This window comes from Streptomyces sp. DSM 40868 (assembly GCF_011820545.1).
GTDB classification, from domain to species: domain Bacteria; phylum Actinomycetota; class Actinomycetes; order Streptomycetales; family Streptomycetaceae; genus Streptomyces; species Streptomyces eurythermus.
Map to the genome: position 1 here is coordinate 5,206,877 of NZ_CP050504.1, position 21,538 is coordinate 5,228,414.

Consider the following 21,538-nt stretch of genomic DNA (forward strand, 5'->3'; position numbering starts at 1 on the left):
CGCCTCCCCGGGGGGAGACGGCCCGCACGCGGGCGTGGCGGCCGGGAACTAGTCCCGCGCCTCCGCCAGCAGCTTCTGGATGCGGCTCACGCCCTCGACGAGGTCCTCGTCGCCGAGCGCGTACGACAGCCGCAGGTAGCCCGGCGTGCCGAACGCCTCGCCCGGGACGACCGCTACCTCGGCCTCCTCCAGGATCAGCGCGGCCAGCTCGACGGTGTCCTGCGGGCGCTTGCCGCGGATCTCCTTGCCGAGCAGCGCCTTGACCGAGGGGTAGGCGTAGAACGCGCCCTCGGGCTCCGGGCAGACCACGCCGTCGATCTCGTTGAGCATCCGCACGATGGTCTTGCGGCGCCGGTCGAACGCCTCGCGCATCTTCGCCACGGCCTCCAGGTCGCCCGAGACGGCGGCCAGGGCGGCCGCCTGGGCCACGTTGGAGACGTTGGAGGTGGCGTGCGACTGGAGGTTCGTCGCGGCCTTGACGACGTCCTTCGGGCCGATGACCCAGCCCACGCGCCAGCCGGTCATGGCGTACGTCTTCGCCACGCCGTTGACCACGATGCACTTGTCGCGCAGCTCGGGCAGGAGGGCCGGCAGGGACACCGCGGCGGCGTCGCCGTAGACCAGGTGCTCGTAGATCTCGTCGGTGAGCACCCACAGGCCGTGCTCGAGGGCCCAGCGGCCGATCGCCTCGGTCTCGGCCTCGGAGTACACCGCGCCGGTCGGGTTGGACGGGGAGACGAAGAGGACGACCTTCGTCCGCTCCGTGCGCGCCGCCTCCAGCTGCTCCACCGAGACCCGGTAGCCGGTGGTCTCGTCCGCGACGACCTCCACCGGGACACCGCCGGCCAGGCGGATGGACTCCGGGTACGTCGTCCAGTACGGCGCCGGGACGATGACCTCGTCGCCCGGGTCGAGGATCGCGGCGAAGGCCTCGTAGATGGCCTGCTTGCCGCCGTTGGTGACCAGGATCTGGGAGACGTCGGGCTCCCAGCCGGAGTCGCGCAGCGTCTTGGCGGCGAGCGCGGCCTTCAGCTCGGGCAGGCCGCCGGCCGGGGTGTAGCGGTGGAACTTGGGGTTCTTGCAGGCCTCGACGGCCGCCTCGACGATGTAGTCCGGGGTCGGGAAGTCGGGCTCACCGGCGCCGAAGCCGATCACCGGACGCCCGGCGGCCTTCAGGGCCTTGGCCTTGGCGTCCACGGCGAGGGTGGCGGACTCGGAGATCGCGCCGACTCGGGCGGAGACCCGGCGCTCGGTGGGAGGGATTGCAGCGCTCATGCGGCCCATCGTTCCAGACCGGAAATGTCCCCGGCACACGGGTTTCACAGACTGGGCAGCCAGTGGCCGAGGGGTGAACAGGGGTCCGAATCCGGCCCCCGGCCAGGACGATCTTCCCTTCCGGGATCCCGACGAGCACTTTCTGTTCGACGCCGGGCCCCGGAACACGTACACTCTCACCTCGTTGGCCTCTCGACGGCCGCCGCCTGGCCGGTGCACAACGGGCACCCGGTCGGATGCGGTACGTTGGGGGACACACAAAGGGTCGTAGCTCAATTGGTAGAGCACCGGTCTCCAAAACCGGCGGTTGGGGGTTCAAGTCCCTCCGGCCCTGCTACACACACCGCCAGGATGTGTGCGCATGTACGTACAGCAATGCACCGCCGTGCGGCTCAGAAACCGGGCGCGGCACGGCCACGACCCGGGATCAGGTGAGGACTATGACGGACGCCGTAGGCTCCATCGACACGCCTGATGCCCAGGACGAGGTGCCCGAGTCCAAGAAGGCCCGCAAGGGCGGAAAGCGCGCCAAGAAGGGCCCGCTGAAGCGCCTCGCCACCTTCTACCGCCAGATCATCGCGGAGCTCCGCAAGGTCGTCTGGCCGACGCGCAATCAGCTGACTTCGTACACCACCGTGGTGATCTTCTTCGTCGTCATCATGATCGCTCTGGTGACCGTGATTGACTATGGGCTCGACCACGCGGCCAAGTACGTCTTCGGCTGAGCCAAAAGCGAAGGGCGCCGTGGTACCGGCGCCCCTTTTCGCATGTTCCACCCCTATGTATCCAGGAAGAAGCAGCCATCGTGTCTGACCCGAACCTGAACGACGACGCCACTGAGCCCCGCGGGGTGGCTGCCGAGACGGTGGACGACGAGCTCGACATCGTCGAGGGCGCGGACGACCAGGACGAGTTCGAGGCTGCCGAGGCCGAGGCGGGGGAGCCGGCCGAGGAGGCCGCCGTGCACGCCGAGGACGCCGAGGACGAGGACGACTCCGAGGACGAGGGCGACGAGGCCGCCGAGGAAGCCGTCGAGGAGACCGCGGAGGCCGAGCCTGCCGCCCCGGTCGACCCGGTCGAGGCCCTGCGCGAGGAACTGCGCACCCTGCCCGGCGAGTGGTACGTCATCCACACCTACGCCGGTTACGAGAACCGCGTGAAGACCAACCTGGAGCAGCGCGCCGTCTCGCTGAACGTCGAGGACTACATCTTCCAGGCCGAGGTGCCGCAGGAGGAGGTCGTCCAGATCAAGAACGGCGACCGCAAGACGATCAAGCAGAACAAGCTGCCGGGTTACGTCCTGGTCCGCATGGACCTGACCAACGAGTCCTGGGGCGTCGTCCGCAACACCCCGGGCGTCACCGGCTTCGTCGGCAACGCCTACGACCCCTACCCGCTGACCCTGGACGAGATCGTCAAGATGCTCGCCCCGGAGGCCGAGGACAAGGCCGCCCGCGAGGCCGCCGAGGCCGCGGGCAAGCCCGCCCCGCAGCGCAAGGTCGAGGTCCAGGTGCTGGACTTCGAGGTCGGCGACTCGGTCACCGTCACCGACGGCCCGTTCGCCACGCTCCAGGCGACCATCAACGAGATCAACCCCGACTCCAAGAAGGTCAAGGGCCTGGTCGAGATCTTCGGCCGGGAGACCCCGGTCGAGCTGTCCTTCGACCAGATCCAGAAGAACTGAGCACACACCCCGGAAGCGCCCCGCCGGTGAACACCGGCCCGGGGCGCTTCCGCCGTGTCCGGCCCGCCCTCGTCGCCGTGGCCGTGCTGGTGCCGCTGGTCCTGCTGTACGCCGTCTGCGTGCCGGCGGCCTGGCAGCGCACCGGACTGCGCGGCGCCGAGCCGGTCGCGGCCACCTTCCACGACGGGGCCTGCCTCCTCGGCCGCTGCACGGTGACGTACTCCCTCGCGGGGGAGCGGGTGACCGCCGGCCTGCCGGTCGGTACGCGCGCGGGGGGCCACGCCGAGGGCGACACGGTGTCCGTGCGCGCCGCGCCCGGCGAGCCGCAGCGGGTGGCGCTCGCCGCCGACACCGGGCGCGGGACGGTCGCCGCGCTGCTCGCCGTGCCCGTGGGCGCGAGCCTGCTCGCGCTGCTCGCCGCGGCCGTGCACGTGCTGCGCGACCGGCGTCCCGAGGACCTCGTACAGGACCCCTGACCTGGGGGATTTCTTGACTCGTGGGGAAAGCGGCTATCGTTGTGCGGTATGCCATCTGCGGGATCGTGCAACGGCATGGATCCGTTAGTCGCAGGCGGCCATCAACCTCTCAGTAAGGACCCGGAGAGAGCATGCCTCCCAAGAAGAAGAAGGTCACGGGGCTCATCAAGCTCCAGATCCAGGCCGGCGCCGCCAACCCGGCCCCGCCGGTCGGCCCGGCGCTGGGCCAGCACGGCGTCAACATCATGGAGTTCTGCAAGGCCTACAACGCCGCGACCGAGTCGCAGCGCGGTTGGGTCATCCCGGTGGAGATCACGGTCTACGAGGACCGTTCCTTCACCTTCGTCACCAAGACGCCGCCGGCCGCGAAGATGATCCTCAAGGCCGCGGGCATCGAGAAGGGCTCCGGCGAGCCGCACAAGACCAAGGTCGCCAAGATCACCCAGGCGCAGGTCCGCGAGATCGCCCAGACCAAGATGCCCGACCTGAACGCGAACGACCTGGACGCCGCCGCGAAGATCATCGCCGGTACCGCGCGTTCCATGGGCGTCACGGTCGAGGGCTGAACCCCACCTTCGTAGCAGTCATGCGGCTGCCCGCATTTCGCGGCCGCACGTGGCAGGGCCTGCTCGGCCCAGGGACCACGACTCCTTTCAGAACACACAGGAGCAAGTTGTGAGCAAGCGCAGCAAGGCTCTCCGCGCTGCGGACGCCAAGGTCGACCGGGAGAAGCTGTACGCCCCGCTCGAGGCCGTCCGTCTCGCCAAGGAGACCTCCACGACCAAGTTCGACGCCACCGTCGAGGTCGCCTTCCGTCTGGGTGTCGACCCGCGCAAGGCCGACCAGATGGTCCGTGGCACCGTGAACCTTCCGCACGGCACCGGTAAGACCGCCCGGGTCCTGGTCTTCGCGACCGGCGACCGTGCCGAGGCCGCGCGTGCCGCGGGCGCCGACATCGTCGGTGCCGACGAGCTGATCGACGAGGTGGCGAAGGGCCGTCTGGACTTCGACGCCGTCGTCGCCACCCCGGACCTCATGGGCAAGGTCGGCCGCCTCGGCCGTGTCCTCGGCCCGCGTGGTCTGATGCCGAACCCGAAGACCGGCACCGTCACCCCTGACGTGGCCAAGGCCGTCACCGACATCAAGGGCGGCAAGATCGAGTTCCGCGTCGACAAGCACTCGAACCTGCACTTCATCATCGGCAAGGCGTCCTTCGACGACGACAAGCTGGTGGAGAACTACGGCGCCGCGCTGGAGGAGATCCTCCGTCTGAAGCCGTCCGCCGCCAAGGGTCGCTACATCAAGAAGGCCGCCATCACCACCACGATGGGCCCCGGCATTCCGGTCGACCCGAACCGCACCCGCAACCTCCTCGTCGAGGAGGACCCGGCCGCCGTCTGAGCCCCGGCTCAGCGCGGTAGCCGCGTCAGGGACGCGTAAACAAAAAGGGCGGGCCCTGGAACCTCTCCGGTTCCGGGCCCGTCCTTTCTGTGTACGTCCTTTCGAACGAGTGTCAGTGGCCTGGGCTACGGTGCAGGCACAGGACACTCAACAGGGGTGGGAGCAGATGAAGAGCACGACCGTGCGCCGGGCGACCCTTTCCATCGCGGTGGTGGCCGCGCTGACCGGAGTGGCCGCCTGCGGCTCCTCCGACTCGGACAAGGGCGGTGACAAGGGCGGTGACAAGGCGGCCGGCAAGGGCGCGATACACCTCAGCCCGATCGCCGCGCTGCGGTCCGTGGAGAAGTCCACCGACCAGGCCGACTCGGCGAAGGTGCGCTCCACGACGTCCCTCGGCGACCTCATGTCGATGACCGCGAACGGCGCCCTCACCTGGAACGACGGTCTCAAGGGCAACCTGACCATCACCTACACCGGCGGCAAGATGGCCGAGCTGATGAAGAAGGCCGGCACCCAGTCGATGGAGGCCCGGTATCTGCCGGACGCCTACTACGCGCACATGAGCGAGACGTACGCCCAGCAGGCGGGCGGCGGCAAGCACTGGATCAAGTACTCCTACGACGACCTCGCCAAGCTCGGCGGCGCGTCCGGGTCGTACATGAAGGACCAGCTGCAGAACGCCACGCCGAACCAGTCCGTGAAGATGCTGCTGGCCTCCGGTGACGTGAAGAAGGTCGGCGAGGAGAAGGTCTCCGGCGTCCAGACCACGCACTACTCCGGCAAGGTCGACGTCGCCACCCTCGCCGACAAGACCAGCAACCTCGGCGCCGACCAGATGGCGGCCCTGAAGAAGCAGCTCAGCCAGGCCGGCATCACCACCGAGACCATCGACATCTGGGTCAACGACCAGGACCTCCTGATCAAGAAGACCGAGAAGGCCGACACCGCCAACGGCACCCTGAACAACACGACGTTCTACTCGGACTACGGCGTGAAGGTCACCGCCGAGGCCCCGCCGGCCGGCGACACCAAGGACTTCGCGGAGATGATGAAGTCCGGCGGCATGGCCACGGGCGGCACGGGCACGGGCACCGCCTCCTGACCCAACCGACGCCGCCGGCCCCCTGAGCCTGCTCCCGGTCGCACAGCGCCCCGCGCACGCCCCCGACCCCGCCGGCAGGCCCCGGGGTCCGGCCGGCCTGCGGGTGGCTCTTGCGGGTCGGGGCGCGGGCCCGGGCCTGTAGCCGGCCCCGGCCGGGCGTCGGGTACGCCCCACGGCCCCGCCTTGGAGCGCCAGGGGAGCCCCCGGCCCGTCACGGGTCCTCAGGGCTGATTCCCCGCTCGTGTGGCGTGTCCGCCGTACCGTGAAGGTACCTGTGCGGACCCGCCCGCCGTACCGCTGGCCCTGGCCCCGCCGGCGCCTCGGCCGTGCGTCGGTTCGCCGCAGCACCGGCCGCCTCCCGGGCACGGCTCGCCGTAGTACCGCGGCCACGTCCCCGGGCCCGCCGGTTCCCTCTTGCGCCGCGTGCGGACCCGCCGCCGTACCGCCGGAAGCGGCCCGGCCGGCGTCCCTGTCCGGGCCTCCGAGCATGCCCCGGATCACCGCGGTACGGGCCGCCCCCCCGGCCCGGGCCCTCCGCCGTATCCCCGCCCCCGCCTGGGCCCCGGTCCGGCTCCGGTCCCCGCTCGCGTCGTGGCTCCGGCGTGCCGTCGGTCCGTCGCCCTATCCCCACCGCATCCCCGCCGTAAACGGTCCGATTTGCTCTGTGGGGAGACGGTCCCGTACTCTCTGGGAGAAGCCAAAGACCGCTGGTCGTTGCCGTGCGCTCTCATGAGGGTGCGGTGGCCGAAGGATCCGCTGAAAAGTGGGCGACCCGCGCAGGTGACTGTGGAAGTACTCCCGGAGTGCACGCGCCGAGCGTGTGCAAGGCCGGTCGAGTCCGCCCCGTGCGCCTGCGCCGGGGCGTTTCTTTTTCCCAGTCCTCCTTCGGGTCCGCGCGGTCCGAATCACCCGGAAGGAGGCCGAGGCTCTATGGCGAGGCCCGACAAGGCTGCCGCGGTTGCGGAGCTGACGGACAAGTTCCGCAGCTCCAACGCCGCCGTGCTGACCGAGTACCGCGGTCTCACCGTGGCGCAGCTCAAGACGCTGCGCCGGTCGCTCGGTGAGAACGCCCAGTACGCCGTGGTGAAGAACACGCTGACCAAGATTGCGGCCAAGGAGGCCGGGATCACGCTGGAGGACCAGCTCTTCGCTGGCCCGACGGCCGTCGCCTTCGTCACCGGTGACCCGGTGGAGTCGGCGAAGGGTCTGCGTGACTTCGCCAAGGAGAACCCGAATCTCGTCATCAAGGGCGGTGTCCTTGACGGCAAGGCGCTGTCCGCCGACGAGATCAAGAAGCTTGCGGACCTCGAGTCCCGCGAGGTTCTGCTCAGCAAGCTGGCCGGTGCCTTCAAGGCGAAGCAGTCCCAGGCTGCCTCCGTCTTCCAGGCGCTGCCGTCGAAGCTCGTCCGCACCGTGGACGCGCTGCGCGCCAAGCAGGCCGAGCAGGGCGGTGCCGAGTAATTCGGCTCGCATCATGACCGCAGCCGTCAGGCAGCGGTCGTAGCGGGCCGAACGTACGCCCGCCATTCATGTACATCCGGCACCAGCCGATTTAGTGGAAGGAAAGCCATCATGGCTCTCACCCAGGACGAACTGCTCGCCGAGTTCGAGGGCATGACCCTGATCCAGCTCTCCGAGTTCGTGAAGGCGTTCGAGGAGAAGTTCGACGTCACCGCTGCCGCTGCCGCCCCGGTCGTCGTGGCCGGCGGTGCCGCCGGTGGTGCCGCCGCCGAGGCCGAGGAGGAGAAGGACGAGTTCGACGTCATCCTCACCGGCGCCGGCGACAAGAAGATCCAGGTCATCAAGGTCGTGCGTGAGCTGACCTCCCTGGGTCTGAAGGAGGCCAAGGACCTCGTCGACGGCACCCCGAAGCCGGTCCTCGAGAAGGTCAACAAGGAGGCCGCTGACAAGGCCGCCGAGGCCCTCAAGGGCGCCGGTGCCTCCGTCGAGGTCAAGTAAGACCTTCGCGACCGCCACAGCGGCCCGCTAGGGCTGTAACGCGAACGCACCGAAGGGCGATCATCCATCTGGGTGGTCGCCCTTCGGCGTTCCCCGGAGCCTGGCGAGGGCTGCCTTGCACCTGTGTTCGTGCGGGGTAAGGTGATCTTCGTCGTGTCTCCGGACGCCCCGGTTCCGGCAAGGAACCCTTGACGAACCGCACGCAGCGCGCAATTCTCAGGACGCGTCGTCACAAGGATCCGAATCCGAGGCATGGATCGACGACGAAGAGGGCAGTATCAACGTGCGTTGAGGGCAGGATGCCGAGGGCGTTGAGAGAGGCGTTGAGCACAACGAGGGTCTTCGAAAACCCGCGCTGGACATCAGTGTGCCAAGTGGCTACACTGACCCTTTGCGCTGCCTGTTAGCTGTCCCCTGCCCGTCACCAGGGGTCTGCCCTCACTTGAGCACAGTCGACCGATGCCCCCCGACCTGGGGTTTCCGTCCCTGTGTACAGGAGAGGGACCGGTACGCGCGTAGTGAGTCCGAGCCCTCGGAAGGACCCCCTCTTGGCCGCCTCGCGCACTGCCTCGACCGCGAATACGAACAACGGCGCCAGCACCGCCCCGCTGCGCATCTCCTTTGCAAAGATCAAGGAGCCCCTCGAGGTTCCGAACCTGCTCGCGCTGCAGACCGAGAGCTTTGACTGGCTGCTCGGCAACACCGCCTGGCAGACTCGGGTCGAGGAGGCTCTGGAGAACGGTCAGGACGTCCCCACCAAGTCCGGTCTGGAGGAGATCTTCGAGGAGATCTCCCCGATCGAGGACTTCTCCGGGTCGATGTCGCTGACGTTCCGGGACCACCGCTTCGAGCCGCCGAAGAACTCCATCGACGAGTGCAAGGAGCGCGACTTCACGTACGCCGCCCCGCTCTTCGTCACCGCCGAGTTCACCAACAACGAGACCGGTGAGATCAAGTCCCAGACGGTCTTCATGGGCGACTTCCCGCTCATGACGAACAAGGGCACTTTCGTCATCAACGGCACCGAGCGTGTCGTGGTGTCGCAGCTGGTCCGTTCCCCCGGTGTCTACTTCGACTCCAGCATCGACAAGACGTCCGACAAGGACATCTTCTCCGCCAAGATCATCCCGTCCCGGGGTGCCTGGCTGGAGATGGAGATCGACAAGCGCGACATGGTCGGTGTCCGCATCGACCGCAAGCGCAAGCAGTCGGTCACCGTACTGCTGAAGGCGCTCGGCTGGACCACCGAGCAGATCCTTGAGGAGTTCGGCGACTACGAGTCGATGCGCGCCACCCTGGAGAAGGACCACACCCAGGGCCAGGACGACGCGCTGCTCGACATCTACCGCAAGCTGCGCCCGGGCGAGCCCCCCACGCGCGAGGCCGCGCAGACGCTGCTGGAGAACCTCTACTTCAACCCCAAGCGCTACGACCTCGCCAAGGTCGGCCGCTACAAGGTCAACAAGAAGCTGGGTACGGACACCCCGCTGGACGCGGGCATCCTGACCGTCGAGGACATCATCGCGACGATCAAGTACCTGGTGAAGCTGCACGCCGGCGAGACCGAGACCACCGGTGACAACGGCGAGACGGTCGTCGTCGAGACCGACGACATCGACCACTTCGGCAACCGCCGCCTGCGCAGCGTCGGCGAGCTGATCCAGAACCAGGTCCGTACGGGTCTGGCCCGTATGGAGCGCGTCGTGCGCGAGCGCATGACGACCCAGGACGTCGAGGCGATCACGCCGCAGACCCTGATCAACATCCGGCCGGTCGTCGCCTCCATCAAGGAGTTCTTCGGCACCAGCCAGCTGTCGCAGTTCATGGACCAGAACAACCCGCTGTCTGGTCTGACGCACAAGCGCCGTCTGTCGGCGCTCGGCCCCGGTGGTCTGTCCCGTGAGCGGGCCGGCTTCGAGGTCCGTGACGTGCACCCCTCGCACTACGGCCGCATGTGCCCGATCGAGACGCCCGAAGGCCCGAACATCGGTCTGATCGGCTCGCTCGCCTCCTACGGCCGGGTCAACGCGTTCGGTTTCGTCGAGACCCCGTACCGCAAGGTCATCGACGGCCAGGTCACCGACGAGGTCGACTACCTGACCGCCGACGAGGAGGACCGCTTCGTCATCGCGCAGGCCAACGCGCCGCTGACCAGCGACCTCCGCTTCGAGGAGAGCCGCGTCCTGGTCCGCCGCCGTGGCGGCGAGGTCGACTACGTCGGCCCCGAGGACGTGGACTACATGGACGTCTCGCCGCGCCAGATGGTGTCGGTCGCGACCGCCATGATCCCGTTCCTCGAGCACGACGACGCCAACCGTGCCCTCATGGGCGCGAACATGATGCGCCAGGCCGTTCCGCTGATTAAGTCGGAGGCCCCGCTCGTCGGTACCGGCATGGAGTACCGCTCCGCCGTCGACGCCGGCGACGTCGTCAAGGCCGAGAAGGCCGGTGTGGTCCAGGAGGTCTCCGCGGACTACATCACCACCGCCAACGACGACGGCACGTACATCACGTACCGCCTGGCCAAGTTCGCCCGCTCCAACCAGGGCACCTCGGTCAACCAGAAGGTCATCGTCAACGAGGGCGACCGCGTCATCGAGGGCCAGGTCCTCGCCGACGGTCCGGCCACCCAGAACGGCGAGATGGCCCTCGGCAAGAACCTGCTCGTGGCGTTCATGCCGTGGGAGGGTCACAACTACGAGGACGCGATCATCCTGTCGCAGCGCCTCGTGCAGGACGACGTCCTCTCCTCGATCCACATCGAGGAGCACGAGGTCGACGCCCGTGACACCAAGCTGGGCCCCGAGGAGATCACCCGGGACATCCCGAACGTCTCCGAGGAGGTCCTCGCCGACCTCGACGAGCGCGGCATCATCCGCATCGGTGCCGAGGTCATCGCCGGTGACATCCTCGTCGGCAAGGTCACCCCGAAGGGTGAGACCGAGCTGACCCCCGAGGAGCGCCTGCTGCGCGCGATCTTCGGTGAGAAGGCCCGTGAGGTCCGTGACACCTCGCTGAAGGTGCCGCACGGTGAGACCGGCAAGGTCATCGGCGTGCGCGTCTTCGACCGCGAGGAGGGCGACGAGCTGCCGCCGGGCGTGAACCAGCTGGTCCGCGTCTACGTCGCGCAGAAGCGCAAGATCACCGACGGTGACAAGCTCGCCGGCCGTCACGGCAACAAGGGTGTCATTTCCAAGATCCTGCCGATCGAGGACATGCCGTTCCTGGAGGACGGCACCCCGGTCGACATCATCCTCAACCCGCTGGGTGTGCCGTCCCGAATGAACCCGGGACAGGTCCTGGAGATCCACCTCGGCTGGCTCGCCAGCCGCGGCTGGGACGTCTCCGGCCTCGCGGACGAGTGGGCGCAGCGTCTGCAGGCCATCGGTGCCGACAAGGTCGCCCCGCGCACCAACGTCGCCACCCCGGTCTTCGACGGTGCCCGCGAGGACGAGCTGGCGGGTCTGCTGCAGCACACCATCCCGAACCGCGACGGCGAGCGCATGGTGCTCCCGTCCGGCAAGGCGCGGCTGTTCGACGGCCGTAGCGGTGAGCCGTTCCCGGACCCGATCTCGGTCGGCTACATGTACATCCTGAAGCTGCACCACCTGGTCGACGACAAGCTGCACGCCCGTTCGACCGGCCCGTACTCGATGATCACCCAGCAGCCGCTGGGTGGTAAGGCCCAGTTCGGTGGCCAGCGGTTCGGTGAGATGGAGGTGTGGGCACTCGAGGCCTACGGCGCCGCTTACGCGCTGCAGGAGCTGCTGACCATCAAGTCCGACGACGTCACCGGCCGCGTGAAGGTCTACGAGGCCATCGTCAAGGGCGAGAACATCCCCGAGCCCGGCATCCCCGAGTCCTTCAAGGTGCTCATCAAGGAGATGCAGTCGCTCTGCCTGAACGTGGAGGTGCTGTCCAGCGACGGTATGTCCATCGAGATGCGCGACACCGACGAGGACGTCTTCCGCGCTGCGGAGGAGCTCGGTATCGACCTGTCCCGGCGCGAGCCGAGCAGCGTCGAAGAGGTCTGACGGGAGCCGGCGGGGCCCCTGACCGACCAGGGGCCCCGCCGACCCCCAGGCCCCCGTACAGACCACAGACTTACGACCCTGAGAGGGATTGACGCATAGTGCTCGACGTCAACTTCTTCGACGAGCTCCGGATCGGCCTGGCCACCGCTGACGACATCCGTCAGTGGAGCCACGGCGAGGTCAAGAAGCCCGAGACCATCAACTACCGCACCCTCAAGCCCGAAAAGGACGGACTCTTCTGCGAGAAGATCTTCGGTCCGACCCGGGACTGGGAGTGCTACTGCGGCAAGTACAAGCGCGTCCGCTTCAAGGGCATCATCTGCGAGCGCTGTGGCGTCGAGGTCACGCGCGCCAAGGTGCGCCGTGAGCGGATGGGCCACATCGAGCTGGCCGCTCCCGTCACCCACATCTGGTACTTCAAGGGTGTCCCCTCGCGCCTCGGCTACCTGCTGGACCTGGCGCCGAAGGACCTCGAGAAGGTCATCTACTTCGCGGCGTACATGATCACGTACGTCGACGAGGAGCGCCGTCAGCGCGACCTGCCCTCCCTGGAGGCGCACGTCTCGGTCGAGCGTCAGCAGATCGAGAACCGCCGCGACGCCGACCTCGAGGCCCGCGCCAAGAAGCTCGAGACCGACCTGGCCGAGCTGGAGGCCGAGGGCGCCAAGGCCGACGTGCGCCGCAAGGTGCGCGAGGGTGCCGAGCGCGAGATGAAGCAGCTGCGCGACCGCGCGCAGCGCGAGATCGACCGCCTCGACGAGGTGTGGAACCGGTTCAAGAACCTCAAGGTCCAGGACCTCGAGGGCGACGAGCTGCTCTACCGCGAGCTGCGCGACCGCTTCGGCACCTACTTCGACGGCTCGATGGGCGCCGCCGCGCTGCAGAAGCGCCTGGAGTCCTTCGACCTCGAGGAGGAGGCCGAGAAGCTCCGCGAGATCATCCGCACCGGCAAGGGCCAGAAGAAGACCCGCGCCCTGAAGCGGCTGAAGGTCGTCTCCGCGTTCCTGCAGACCTCCAACAGCCCCAAGGGCATGGTCCTGGACTGCGTCCCGGTCATCCCGCCGGACCTGCGTCCGATGGTGCAGCTGGACGGTGGCCGCTTCGCGACCTCCGACCTGAACGACCTGTACCGCCGTGTCATCAACCGCAACAACCGCCTGAAGCGGCTTCTCGACCTCGGCGCGCCCGAGATCATCGTGAACAACGAGAAGCGCATGCTCCAGGAGGCCGTCGACGCGCTCTTCGACAACGGCCGTCGTGGTCGCCCGGTCACGGGCCCCGGCAACCGTCCGCTGAAGTCCCTCAGCGACATGCTGAAGGGTAAGCAGGGTCGATTCCGTCAGAACCTGCTCGGCAAGCGTGTCGACTACTCGGCGCGTTCCGTCATCGTCGTCGGCCCGCAGCTGAAGCTGCACCAGTGCGGTCTGCCCAAGGCGATGGCGCTGGAGCTGTTCAAGCCGTTCGTGATGAAGCGCCTGGTCGACCTGAACCACGCGCAGAACATCAAGAGCGCCAAGCGCATGGTGGAGCGCGGCCGCACGGTCGTGTACGACGTCCTCGAAGAGGTCATCGCCGAGCACCCGGTGCTGCTGAACCGTGCTCCCACCCTGCACCGCCTCGGCATCCAGGCCTTCGAGCCGCAGCTGGTCGAGGGCAAGGCCATCCAGATCCACCCGCTCGTGTGCACCGCGTTTAACGCGGACTTCGACGGTGACCAGATGGCCGTGCACCTGCCGCTGTCCGCGGAGGCGCAGGCCGAGGCCCGCATCCTGATGCTGTCCTCGAACAACATCCTCAAGCCGGCCGACGGCCGTCCGGTGACGATGCCGACCCAGGACATGGTCCTCGGTCTGTTCTTCCTCACCACCGACGGCGAGCTGCGTGACACCAAGGGCGAGGGCCGCGCGTTCGGCTCCACGGCCGAGGCGATCATGGCGTTCGACGCCGGTGAGCTGGCGCTGCAGTCGCAGATCGACATCCGCTTCCCGGTGGGCACCATCCCGCCGCGGGGCTGGACGCCGCCGGCCCGCGAGGAGGGCGAGCCCGAGTGGCAGCAGGGTGACTCGTTCCGCCTGCGCACCACCCTGGGCCGCGCGCTCTTCAACGAGCTGCTGCCCGAGGACTACCCGTTCGTCGACTACTCGGTGGGCAAGAAGCAGCTCTCCGAGATCGTCAACGACCTGGCCGAGCGCTACCCCAAGGTGATCGTGGCGGCGACGCTCGACAACCTGAAGGCGGCCGGCTTCTACTGGGCCACCCGTTCCGGTGTCACCGTGGCCATCTCCGACGTCGTCGTTCCCGAGGCGAAGAAGGAGATCGTCCGCGGCTACGAGGCGCAGGACGAGAAGGTCCAGAAGCAGTACGAGCGCGGTCTGATCACCAAGGAAGAGCGCACTCAGGAGCTCATCGCGATCTGGACCAAGGCGACCAACGAGGTCGCCGAGGCGATGAACGAGAACTTCCCCAAGACGAACCCCATCTTCATGATGGTTGACTCGGGTGCCCGAGGAAACATGATGCAGATGCGGCAGATCGCCGGTATGCGTGGTCTGGTGTCGAACGCCAAGAACGAGACGATCCCGCGTCCGATCAAGGCGTCCTTCCGTGAGGGTCTGTCCGTGCTGGAGTACTTCATCTCCACGCACGGTGCCCGTAAGGGTCTGGCGGACACCGCTCTGCGTACCGCCGACTCGGGTTACCTCACCCGTCGTCTGGTGGACGTCTCGCAGGACGTCATCATCCGCGAGGAGGACTGCGGCACCGAGCGCGGTCTGAGGCTGCGGATCGCCGAGCGCGGCGCCGACGGCGTGCTGCGCAAGGCGGAGAACGTCGAGACGTCCGTGTACGCGCGCTGCCTCGCCGAGGACATCGTGGTCGACGGCCAGGTGCTGGCCCCGGCCGGCACCGACCTGGGTGACGTCCTCATCGAGGAACTGGTCTCCCGTGGCGTCGAGGAGGTCAAGACCCGCTCGGTCCTGACCTGCGAGTCCGCCGTCGGTACCTGCGCGATGTGCTACGGCCGTTCGCTCGCCACCGGCAAGCTGGTCGACATCGGTGAGGCGGTCGGCATCATCGCCGCCCAGTCCATCGGTGAGCCCGGTACCCAGCTGACGATGCGTACCTTCCACACCGGTGGTGTGGCCGGTGACGACATCACCCAGGGTCTGCCGCGTGTCGTCGAGCTCTTCGAGGCCCGTACCCCGAAGGGTGTCGCCCCGATCTCCGAGGCGTCCGGTCGCGTCCGCATCGAGGAGACCGAGAAGACCAAGAAGATCGTCGTCACCCCGGACGACGGCAGCGACGAGACGGCGTACCCGATCTCGAAGCGTGCCAAGGTCCTGGTCCGCGAGGGCGACCACGTCGAGGTGGGCCAGCAGCTCACCGTGGGTGCCACCAACCCGCACGACGTGCTGCGCATCCTGGGCCAGCGTGCCGTCCAGGTCCACCTGGTCGGCGAGGTCCAGAAGGTCTACAACTCGCAGGGTGTGTCGATCCACGACAAGCACATCGAGATCATCATCCGGCAGATGCTGCGCCGCGTGACGATCATCGAGTCCGGCGACGCCGAGCTGCTGCCCGGCGAGCTGGTCGAGCGCTCCCGCTTCGAGCAGGAGAACCGTCGTGTGGTCCAGGAGGGCGGTCACCCGGCCTCCGGTCGTCCGCAGCTGATGGGTATCACCAAGGCCTCGCTGGCGACGGAATCCTGGCTGTCGGCCGCCTCCTTCCAGGAGACGACCCGAGTCCTGACGGACGCGGCGATCAACGCCAAGTCCGACAGCCTCATCGGCCTCAAGGAGAACGTCATCATCGGTAAGCTCATCCCGGCCGGTACGGGTCTGTCCCGCTACCGCAACATCCGGGTCGAGCCGACCGAGGAGGCCAAGGCCGCGATGTACTCGGCCGTCGGCTACGACGACATCGACTACTCGCCGTTCGGCACCGGCTCCGGCCAGGCCGTCCCGCTGGAGGACTACGACTACGGTCCGTACAACCAGTAAGCGAGCAGCATGAAGGGCGGCCACTCCGTTACGGGGTGGCCGCCCTTCGCTTTTCACCGCCGGTTCTCCATCCGCTTCCGCAGGTGGTGCAGGCGGGTGTGGACATCCGGGTGTTCGGCGAGCAGCCGTGTGAAGATGGATTCGTTCACTGGCAGGGTGCCGGGCTTCGCGCGAGCGGGCTGCCGTCTGTCGGCCCACTCGTGTTCCTCGCTGAGCACGGCCACGAGCTCCGTCTCGAAACCGAGCCCGGCGGCATGCGCATCAGCCCGCAGCTCCGAGCGCCGGGAGACGGCGGCAGCCAGGTAGGGCGTGGCCAGGGGCAGGAAGATGAGCCCGTAGGTCGCGGTGGCCAGAGCCACGAGAGCGACGCAGAGGAGTCCGCCCGTGAGAATGGCCGCGCCCGTCGGGAGACGTTCGACGCGTGTGGCCAGCCGGCGCAGCAGCCGCCAGACGAGTCGGCCGGGCAACGCGTACCAGAAGGCCAGCAGAGAGGCCCATGTGTGGCCCCGGGCGTGATGGCCCAGCTCATGGGCGAGCACGCCGGCGAGGCGGGCCGGTGTGAGGGCACGTAGGGCATGGCTCGTCACACCGACGATGTGGCCGGCCGTCGTCATGGCGTTGATGTCATGGCTGTCCTCCACCCACAGGTCGTAAGCGCTACCGTCGATTCCGGCCCGGACTGCGACCTCCCGCCACACGGCTCGCAGCGTCTCGGCCTCCTGCGGTGCCGGATGGCGCAGGCCGAACACCCGACGAGCCAGAATCCGCTCGCAGGGGCGGTGGAAGACGAGGGCCCCGCTGACCGTCCAGCAGCCGACCGGGACCCACCACGGCGGGCCGCTCAGCACGTCGACGATGTACGAGGCGGCGAAGACCACAGCGAGGCTGGCGAGGGCGTGGGGAACGTAGAGGACGAGGCAGGCCAGGGCTGTGAGGTCCGCACCGCGCTGACGAGCGGTGATATGGACGCGGCCGGTGTGATACCGAAGGTCGTCACGTGCGGAGCCGAAGCCGGTGTCCGCAGGACGGTCGAAGGACGTGGCCGCGGGCTTCTCCGCCTCATGGGGGCTGGACAAGGTGCTCCTTTCCGGGGGCTGACGGGCAGGGGGCGAGCACGGTTCAGACGAGGAGCAGGGAGCCGGACAGCAGTGACGCGGCGGCGGCGAAAGCGATCAGACCTCTACGGATCCACAAGTGTTTGCAGGCGGCGATACGGCTGGCCTCGGTGAGGGCGAGGAGCACGGCCGTCAACGGGTCCCGGCCGGTCTCCGCCAGCGCCGCGTGCAGCTCGCCGGTCCGCGCCGCCCGGTGGATGTCCCCGAAGTAGGTCAGTGGCCGGCCGGACTCCCAACGGGTGGAACCGCCCCGTGGGACGACGGCCAGGAGCAGGGAGAGGAGCGCGATGACGAGGCAGACCGCGCCCGCCCACCACAAGACGGCGGCGACAGGCGGTGCGTGCTGTGCGTGCCCGGACGGGAGCACGGCGAGGGCACCGTTTGCCAGGCTCAGCACGCCGGCCAGGACGGCGGCCTTGGCATCCGCGCGTGCGATCTCGGCACGCAGATCGGCGAGGAGCCGTGTGCCTGTCTGTACCGAGGGGCCGTCCCAGGTCGAGCGCGTCGGCGTCATGGTCCCGTCTCCGGTCGCTTTTCGACCAGTGACGGCCGCGGGGTCTTCGCGGATGCCTGCGGGGCCTGGTGGGAAAGGGACGTGGCGCGTAGGAGTGCAGTCATCCGGGTGGCGATCTCCTGGTGAGGGCCCGCCATCAGGTAGTCCTCCAGCCGGCTGTTCTCCAGGACGTTGCTGATCAGGCCAAGCTGGTGTTCCACCAGCCTGGCCTGCTCCTCGCTGAGGTGGTTCAGGACCAGAGGGGTGTCGTTGGGGTGCGCGGCCAGATGCAGGGCGAGCGTGGCGATGCCGCCCTTGGCCAGTTGGTCTTCGTAGAAGGCGATCCTCTCGGCCCGGCGCTCGCCTTCGAGCCGTTCACGGCGGGAGGCGGCCTCGTGCTCCGACCCCACGGCCTCGGCTTCGTGCCGGGCGGAGCGCAGTCTTGCCTGGTGAGACCGTTCGGCGGCATCCCGGCGCAACCGGACGGCGCAGTCGACGCGCAGTCCCTGATGACTGCCGATCCAGGACGAGGCTTCGTCCACCGCCTGCCGGACGGTCTGTTCGGCCGCGGCGCTGTCCTCGATCCGGTGCCTCCGTGAGGCGTCCCGCATCGGTGGCAACAGCTTCCGGGACACGAGGCCCGGTACGTCTCGTTCCTGGCTCCTGACGAACCGCTCCGGGGAAGCCACGTGCCATCTGACATCGATGGTGGCCTCGAACTCGAAGCTGTCCACGCGGCTGGGCAGCGGGACCTTCAGCCGGAAGCTGTTCGGGCCGGTGTCCACCTCGTACAGAGCTGTGTAGCGCCGCATCGACGTGGGCCGGTCGGGCGGGAGGAAGGTCTCGTACGATCCCTGCCGGGTGACACAGACCAAGGCGTGGTCGATTCGCCCGGTGAAACGTCGGCCGCCGAGCCGGAAGCGGGGCAGCTGCCAGACCGTACGGACCGGGTCGGCGACCACCAGCGCGGGATCGGGCCGTTCGGGTTGCTGGCGGAACCAGTCGAGCGTGGCCTCCGACGGCCCGGCCGGAGCGGGGCCCGCGGGCTCGGTGGACGTGTTCATGATTCGTCTCCTTCAGCTGTGCGTCGTCAGCGTCCCGATACGTGGTCCAGCAGGCGGCCGGCGGCCGGTGAGGGGGACACCCGTGAGTCACGGAGCGTTCGCAGGAGATGGCCGACGCGGCGCTCGTTGGGCGGCTCGGTGGTGATGTGCCGCAGCAGTGCGGCAAGAGCCGACTCGCTCTCCGGGCTCGCGTCGGCCTGACGCACCCAGGAGCGGAGGACGTCCAGTGCTTCCTCGCCGGACGTACGGTCGCCCATCAACGTCTGCCAGAAGGCCACCAGGTGCCCTGCGGTGGTCCCCTCATCGGCGGTGACGGCGTCCGCGTACCAGTGCAGGACCAGCGGGCGATCACCGGGCTGTTCGGTCTGCTTGCACGCCTGCAAGAAGGCAAGGGCCGCATAGGCGCGGACGGTGTGGCCACTGTCCAGGCGGTCGGCGAGCGCGCTCAGCACCGGTTCGCGCACCGCGAGCAGCAGCAGTTCGAGGGCGTCGGCGAACTGCTGCGCGCCCTCGGCGAGCTCCCCGTCCTCGTCCCTCTCCGGGAGGGGTTGACCCTGGATCGCGTTCAGCAGGACGTCCAGGGTCTCGTCCGGTACCACCGGACCGAGCAGGCTGTATGCGCGAATGGCCGTCCAACGGCGTCGGTCGGCATCTCCGGTGCACCATTTCCGCAGGACGGGGAGGACGGTGTCGACCTCCAGCAGGTGGGCCAGAGTGAGCGCGTTGGCCGCGGTCAGCCAGGAGTCGGGGTCCGGCGCGTCCGCCCAGGGCTCGACGAGGTGCGCCATGGCGGAGGAGAAGTCGGCCTTGGCCAACAGGGCGGTCGCCGTCGCGGCCCGGGTGCGCACGAGGGGGCGGCCGTCCTCGGCGAGGTGCCTGATCCACTCGACGAGAGGAAGCCGGGCGGAGGGATGGAGGTTCCACACGGCCTCCAGCAGCGCGTTGGCCGTGGGATCCGCACGGAACTCGGCGATGAACTGGCCCACCACGCCCCACTCGGTGACCTCCGTGCCGACGTAGCCGCGCGCGTGGGCCAGGCTGAGCCGCTCCTCCCGGGAACTGTCGAACAACGGGATGACCGGCGACTGGTGGGGGTCGGCCGTGTGTTGCAGTCGTACGTAAAGGACGTCGGCCAGTTCGGCGGCCACCGCGTACGGGGCCTTGTCGAAGACGGCCAGCGAGACGAGGAACGCCTTGTCGCGCAGCTTGCGCTGGTCATCGGTGAGCCAGCGGGCGATTTGCGCCTCCACGGCCTGCTCGCTGAAGTCGGCCAGCACTTGCTCCTCGGCCTCACCACGGTGCACGGCGACGAGTCGTCCGGCGAACGTCTCGACCGTGGCTGGGGGATGCTGCCGGGCGAGGAAGTCCTTCACCGGGGTGATCCCGCGCAGTTCCTGCCATGCCGTCTCGCCGACGCGCGGGCTGACGTGCGCCTGCAGCATGTCCTCCGCCGGCGGTGGTTCCCACCGGACGAACGGAACGTCGTCCAGGGCCGCCGAGGGTTCCACCGTGATCACCAGGTGGCCTCCGGACCGTTCCAGCCGGTCTCGCAGGCCGATCAGGTGTGACTCCCGCAGGGGGTTGCTCCTGGGAGCCGCGAAGTCCAGCAGCAGATATCCGTCGGCGCTGTCCAGACGCGCGAGCAGCGCGGCAGGCGAAGCGGGCTGGACGAGATGGCGCACACTTCCGTCCGTCACGCGGTGCAGCAGCATCAGCGCGGCGGACCGACGGCCCGAGTCCCGGCCGCCGGACAGGATGACGACCTTGTCGGTACGGAGCCGAGCGAGCGCCTGCTCGAAGCTGGGGCAGCCGCAGAAGACGTCCGCCAGCTCGGCGAGCCGCTCCGGGGGCTCCACGCCCGCGAAGTGCTCGGCGGGTTCGGCGGGGCCGCCGAAGTAGTTGTTCACGTTGCCGTTGACCGTGCCACCGCTGACGCCGAACTGGTCGCGGCCCACCTGGGTGGCGGAGGCGGTGCGGTCAAGGGACATGACGTACGACGGACCGTGCTGGATCAGCGCCTTGCGCGCGACCCACGCCTCCTGCCGCTGCCTCTCCGGTGCCCCCGACCGGTCCTCCTGCTTCTCCTCGGCCTCCTGCGGGGACTGGTCCTCGGCCGGCTCGGTGGGGGCGGTCTTCTCCTGGCTCATCCGCGATCTCCCCGGCCGGGGCGGTCGAAGCGCAGATCACCGTTCACGGTGCCACCGGTGACGCCGTATTGGTCGCCGGCGATGCTGGTGTGGGCCGGGGCGTCGGCGACGGTGCCGGGGGGAGCGGCGCCGAGCACAGGCCGAGCGGCGTCCCGGACGGGAGCGCCGTGCAGCCAGGCCACCGTCGGCCCTTCCTTCGTGTCCACAGTGACGCGGTGGAAGTCGTCGGGGCGGACGCCCAGGGGACCATGCCGGACGACGCCTTCGTAGACCCCGTTGGACACGCACAGCACGCAGTCGTCGGCGCGTCGCTTGAGCGCGGTCCGCAGGATGTCCGCGTTCAGGAGCCGTACCGCGTGGTTCAGATCCGAGCCGACCCAGCCGTTCAGCTCGTCGACAGCCACGTACCCTGAGGACAGGACGATGCGCAGGCGCATCCGGGCGTGGGCGGCGAGCAGGCGGTTCTTGCTGTGGAGCTGGGAGGGCGTCTCGGTCAAGAGGGTCTTCACGAGGGCGGGGACGGAGACCTGGGTGTCGATCAGCTCCATCACGGAGTCACCGCGGTCGGCGCGCAGGGCCGCGGTCTCCTCGACACCGGCGGTGACCAGGGTGGCGTCCACGACGTCGTACAGGATCCGGCGCAGATAGGCCTGCTCGACGTCGTCGCGCGAGCCGAACTGCTCGATGTCGAACAGCAGGATGGTGCGGTACACGGGATCGGTCATCTTTTCCCCTCGTGCTCGTGTGTGTACCGGCACGATGGCGGTGCGCGGCCGTGTGGCGGAGGGGC

16 protein-coding genes and 1 tRNA gene are annotated in these 21,538 nt (G+C 68.6%); 11 read left to right on the forward strand and 6 right to left on the reverse strand.

Annotation, left to right across the window (positions count from 1 at the left end):
- Nucleotides 1-48: 48 nt before the first annotated feature.
- Entirely contained in the window at nucleotides 49-1,275 is a 1,227-nt protein-coding gene (locus tag HB370_RS23835) for a pyridoxal phosphate-dependent aminotransferase (RefSeq protein ID WP_030778435.1), read from the reverse strand.
- Between the two features lie 261 nt (nucleotides 1,276-1,536).
- On the opposite strand from HB370_RS23835, the gene HB370_RS23840 reads away from it, so the two are divergent.
- The 11 genes from HB370_RS23840 (at nucleotide 1,537) to HB370_RS23890 (ending at nucleotide 15,929) form a co-directional block, all read left to right on the forward strand.
- Nucleotides 1,537-1,609, forward strand: a tRNA-Trp gene (locus tag HB370_RS23840).
- 106 nt (nucleotides 1,610-1,715) lie between these two features.
- A complete protein-coding gene (gene secE, locus HB370_RS23845; RefSeq protein ID WP_030601348.1) occupies nucleotides 1,716-2,000 on the forward strand; it encodes a preprotein translocase subunit SecE in 285 nt (94 codons plus the stop codon).
- Between the two features lie 80 nt (nucleotides 2,001-2,080).
- Entirely contained in the window at nucleotides 2,081-2,959 is an 879-nt protein-coding gene (gene nusG / locus HB370_RS23850) for a transcription termination/antitermination protein NusG (RefSeq protein ID WP_030778437.1), read from the forward strand.
- A gap of 26 nt (nucleotides 2,960-2,985) precedes the next feature.
- A complete protein-coding gene (locus tag HB370_RS23855) occupies nucleotides 2,986-3,435 on the forward strand; it encodes a hypothetical protein (RefSeq protein WP_051815438.1) in 450 nt (149 codons plus the stop codon).
- A gap of 131 nt (nucleotides 3,436-3,566) precedes the next feature.
- Nucleotides 3,567-4,001: a 50S ribosomal protein L11 gene (gene rplK / locus HB370_RS23860; protein ID WP_030601313.1), complete on the forward strand. Its 435-nt coding sequence runs from the start codon at nucleotides 3,567-3,569 to the stop codon at nucleotides 3,999-4,001.
- A gap of 109 nt (nucleotides 4,002-4,110) precedes the next feature.
- Nucleotides 4,111-4,836 (forward strand): 50S ribosomal protein L1, encoded by a 726-nt coding sequence (gene rplA / locus HB370_RS23865; protein WP_030778441.1) that lies wholly within the window; start codon nucleotides 4,111-4,113, stop codon nucleotides 4,834-4,836.
- A gap of 166 nt (nucleotides 4,837-5,002) precedes the next feature.
- A complete protein-coding gene (locus tag HB370_RS23870; RefSeq protein ID WP_030778443.1) occupies nucleotides 5,003-5,938 on the forward strand; it encodes a hypothetical protein in 936 nt (311 codons plus the stop codon).
- A gap of 930 nt (nucleotides 5,939-6,868) precedes the next feature.
- Nucleotides 6,869-7,399: a 50S ribosomal protein L10 gene (gene rplJ / locus HB370_RS23875; RefSeq protein WP_030601305.1), complete on the forward strand. Its 531-nt coding sequence runs from the start codon at nucleotides 6,869-6,871 to the stop codon at nucleotides 7,397-7,399.
- 108 nt (nucleotides 7,400-7,507) lie between these two features.
- The gene (gene rplL, locus HB370_RS23880; protein ID WP_106980597.1) at nucleotides 7,508-7,897 is read left to right on the forward strand and encodes a 50S ribosomal protein L7/L12; all 390 of its coding nucleotides are present in this window, start codon (nucleotides 7,508-7,510) and stop codon (nucleotides 7,895-7,897) included.
- Between the two features lie 548 nt (nucleotides 7,898-8,445).
- Nucleotides 8,446-11,931: a DNA-directed RNA polymerase subunit beta gene (gene rpoB, locus HB370_RS23885; protein WP_030778446.1), complete on the forward strand. Its 3,486-nt coding sequence runs from the start codon at nucleotides 8,446-8,448 to the stop codon at nucleotides 11,929-11,931.
- Nucleotides 11,932-12,029: 98 nt separating this feature from the next.
- Nucleotides 12,030-15,929 carry a DNA-directed RNA polymerase subunit beta' gene (locus HB370_RS23890; protein ID WP_030778449.1) on the forward strand — a complete coding sequence of 1,300 codons (3,900 nt, stop codon included), beginning with the start codon at nucleotides 12,030-12,032 and terminating at the stop codon, nucleotides 15,927-15,929.
- Between the two features lie 53 nt (nucleotides 15,930-15,982).
- Here HB370_RS23890 and HB370_RS23895 read toward each other — a convergent pair whose 3' ends face one another.
- From HB370_RS23895 to HB370_RS23915, 5 genes are all read right to left on the reverse strand, one after another.
- The gene (locus HB370_RS23895) at nucleotides 15,983-16,891 is read right to left on the reverse strand and encodes a M48 family metalloprotease (protein WP_244406046.1); all 909 of its coding nucleotides are present in this window, start codon (nucleotides 16,889-16,891) and stop codon (nucleotides 15,983-15,985) included.
- 157 nt (nucleotides 16,892-17,048) lie between these two features.
- Nucleotides 17,049-17,558: a Pycsar system effector family protein gene (locus HB370_RS23900; protein WP_030778453.1), complete on the reverse strand. Its 510-nt coding sequence runs from the start codon at nucleotides 17,556-17,558 to the stop codon at nucleotides 17,049-17,051.
- Nucleotides 17,555-18,601, reverse strand: coding sequence for a hypothetical protein (locus HB370_RS23905; RefSeq protein ID WP_030778456.1), 1,047 nt, complete (start codon nucleotides 18,599-18,601; stop codon nucleotides 17,555-17,557). Before HB370_RS23905 ends, HB370_RS23900 begins: the two co-directional genes overlap by 4 nt.
- A 26-nt stretch (nucleotides 18,602-18,627) precedes the next feature.
- On the reverse strand, nucleotides 18,628-20,748 hold the full coding sequence (locus HB370_RS23910) for a hypothetical protein (protein ID WP_030778459.1): 2,121 nt from the start codon (nucleotides 20,746-20,748) through the stop codon (nucleotides 18,628-18,630).
- Nucleotides 20,745-21,473: a hypothetical protein gene (locus tag HB370_RS23915; protein WP_030778461.1), complete on the reverse strand. Its 729-nt coding sequence runs from the start codon at nucleotides 21,471-21,473 to the stop codon at nucleotides 20,745-20,747. The genes HB370_RS23910 and HB370_RS23915 overlap by 4 nt, the downstream gene beginning before the upstream one ends.
- Nucleotides 21,474-21,538: the final 65 nt, after the last annotated feature.

Coding starts and splice junctions, on each gene's coding strand:
- rplK (WP_030601313.1), top strand. CDS start 3,567: ATGCCTCCCAAGAAGAAGAAGGTCACGGGGCTCATCAAGCTCCAGATC.
- rplJ (WP_030601305.1), top strand. CDS start 6,869: ATGGCGAGGCCCGACAAGGCTGCCGCGGTTGCGGAGCTGACGGACAAG.
- HB370_RS23905 (WP_030778456.1), bottom strand. CDS start 18,601: ATGAACACGTCCACCGAGCCCGCGGGCCCCGCTCCGGCCGGGCCGTCG.
- secE (WP_030601348.1), top strand. CDS start 1,716: ATGACGGACGCCGTAGGCTCCATCGACACGCCTGATGCCCAGGACGAG.
- HB370_RS23835 (WP_030778435.1), bottom strand. CDS start 1,275: ATGAGCGCTGCAATCCCTCCCACCGAGCGCCGGGTCTCCGCCCGAGTC.
- HB370_RS23870 (WP_030778443.1), top strand. CDS start 5,003: ATGAAGAGCACGACCGTGCGCCGGGCGACCCTTTCCATCGCGGTGGTG.
- HB370_RS23900 (WP_030778453.1), bottom strand. CDS start 17,558: ATGACGCCGACGCGCTCGACCTGGGACGGCCCCTCGGTACAGACAGGC.
- HB370_RS23910 (WP_030778459.1), bottom strand. CDS start 20,748: ATGAGCCAGGAGAAGACCGCCCCCACCGAGCCGGCCGAGGACCAGTCC.
- HB370_RS23915 (WP_030778461.1), bottom strand. CDS start 21,473: ATGACCGATCCCGTGTACCGCACCATCCTGCTGTTCGACATCGAGCAG.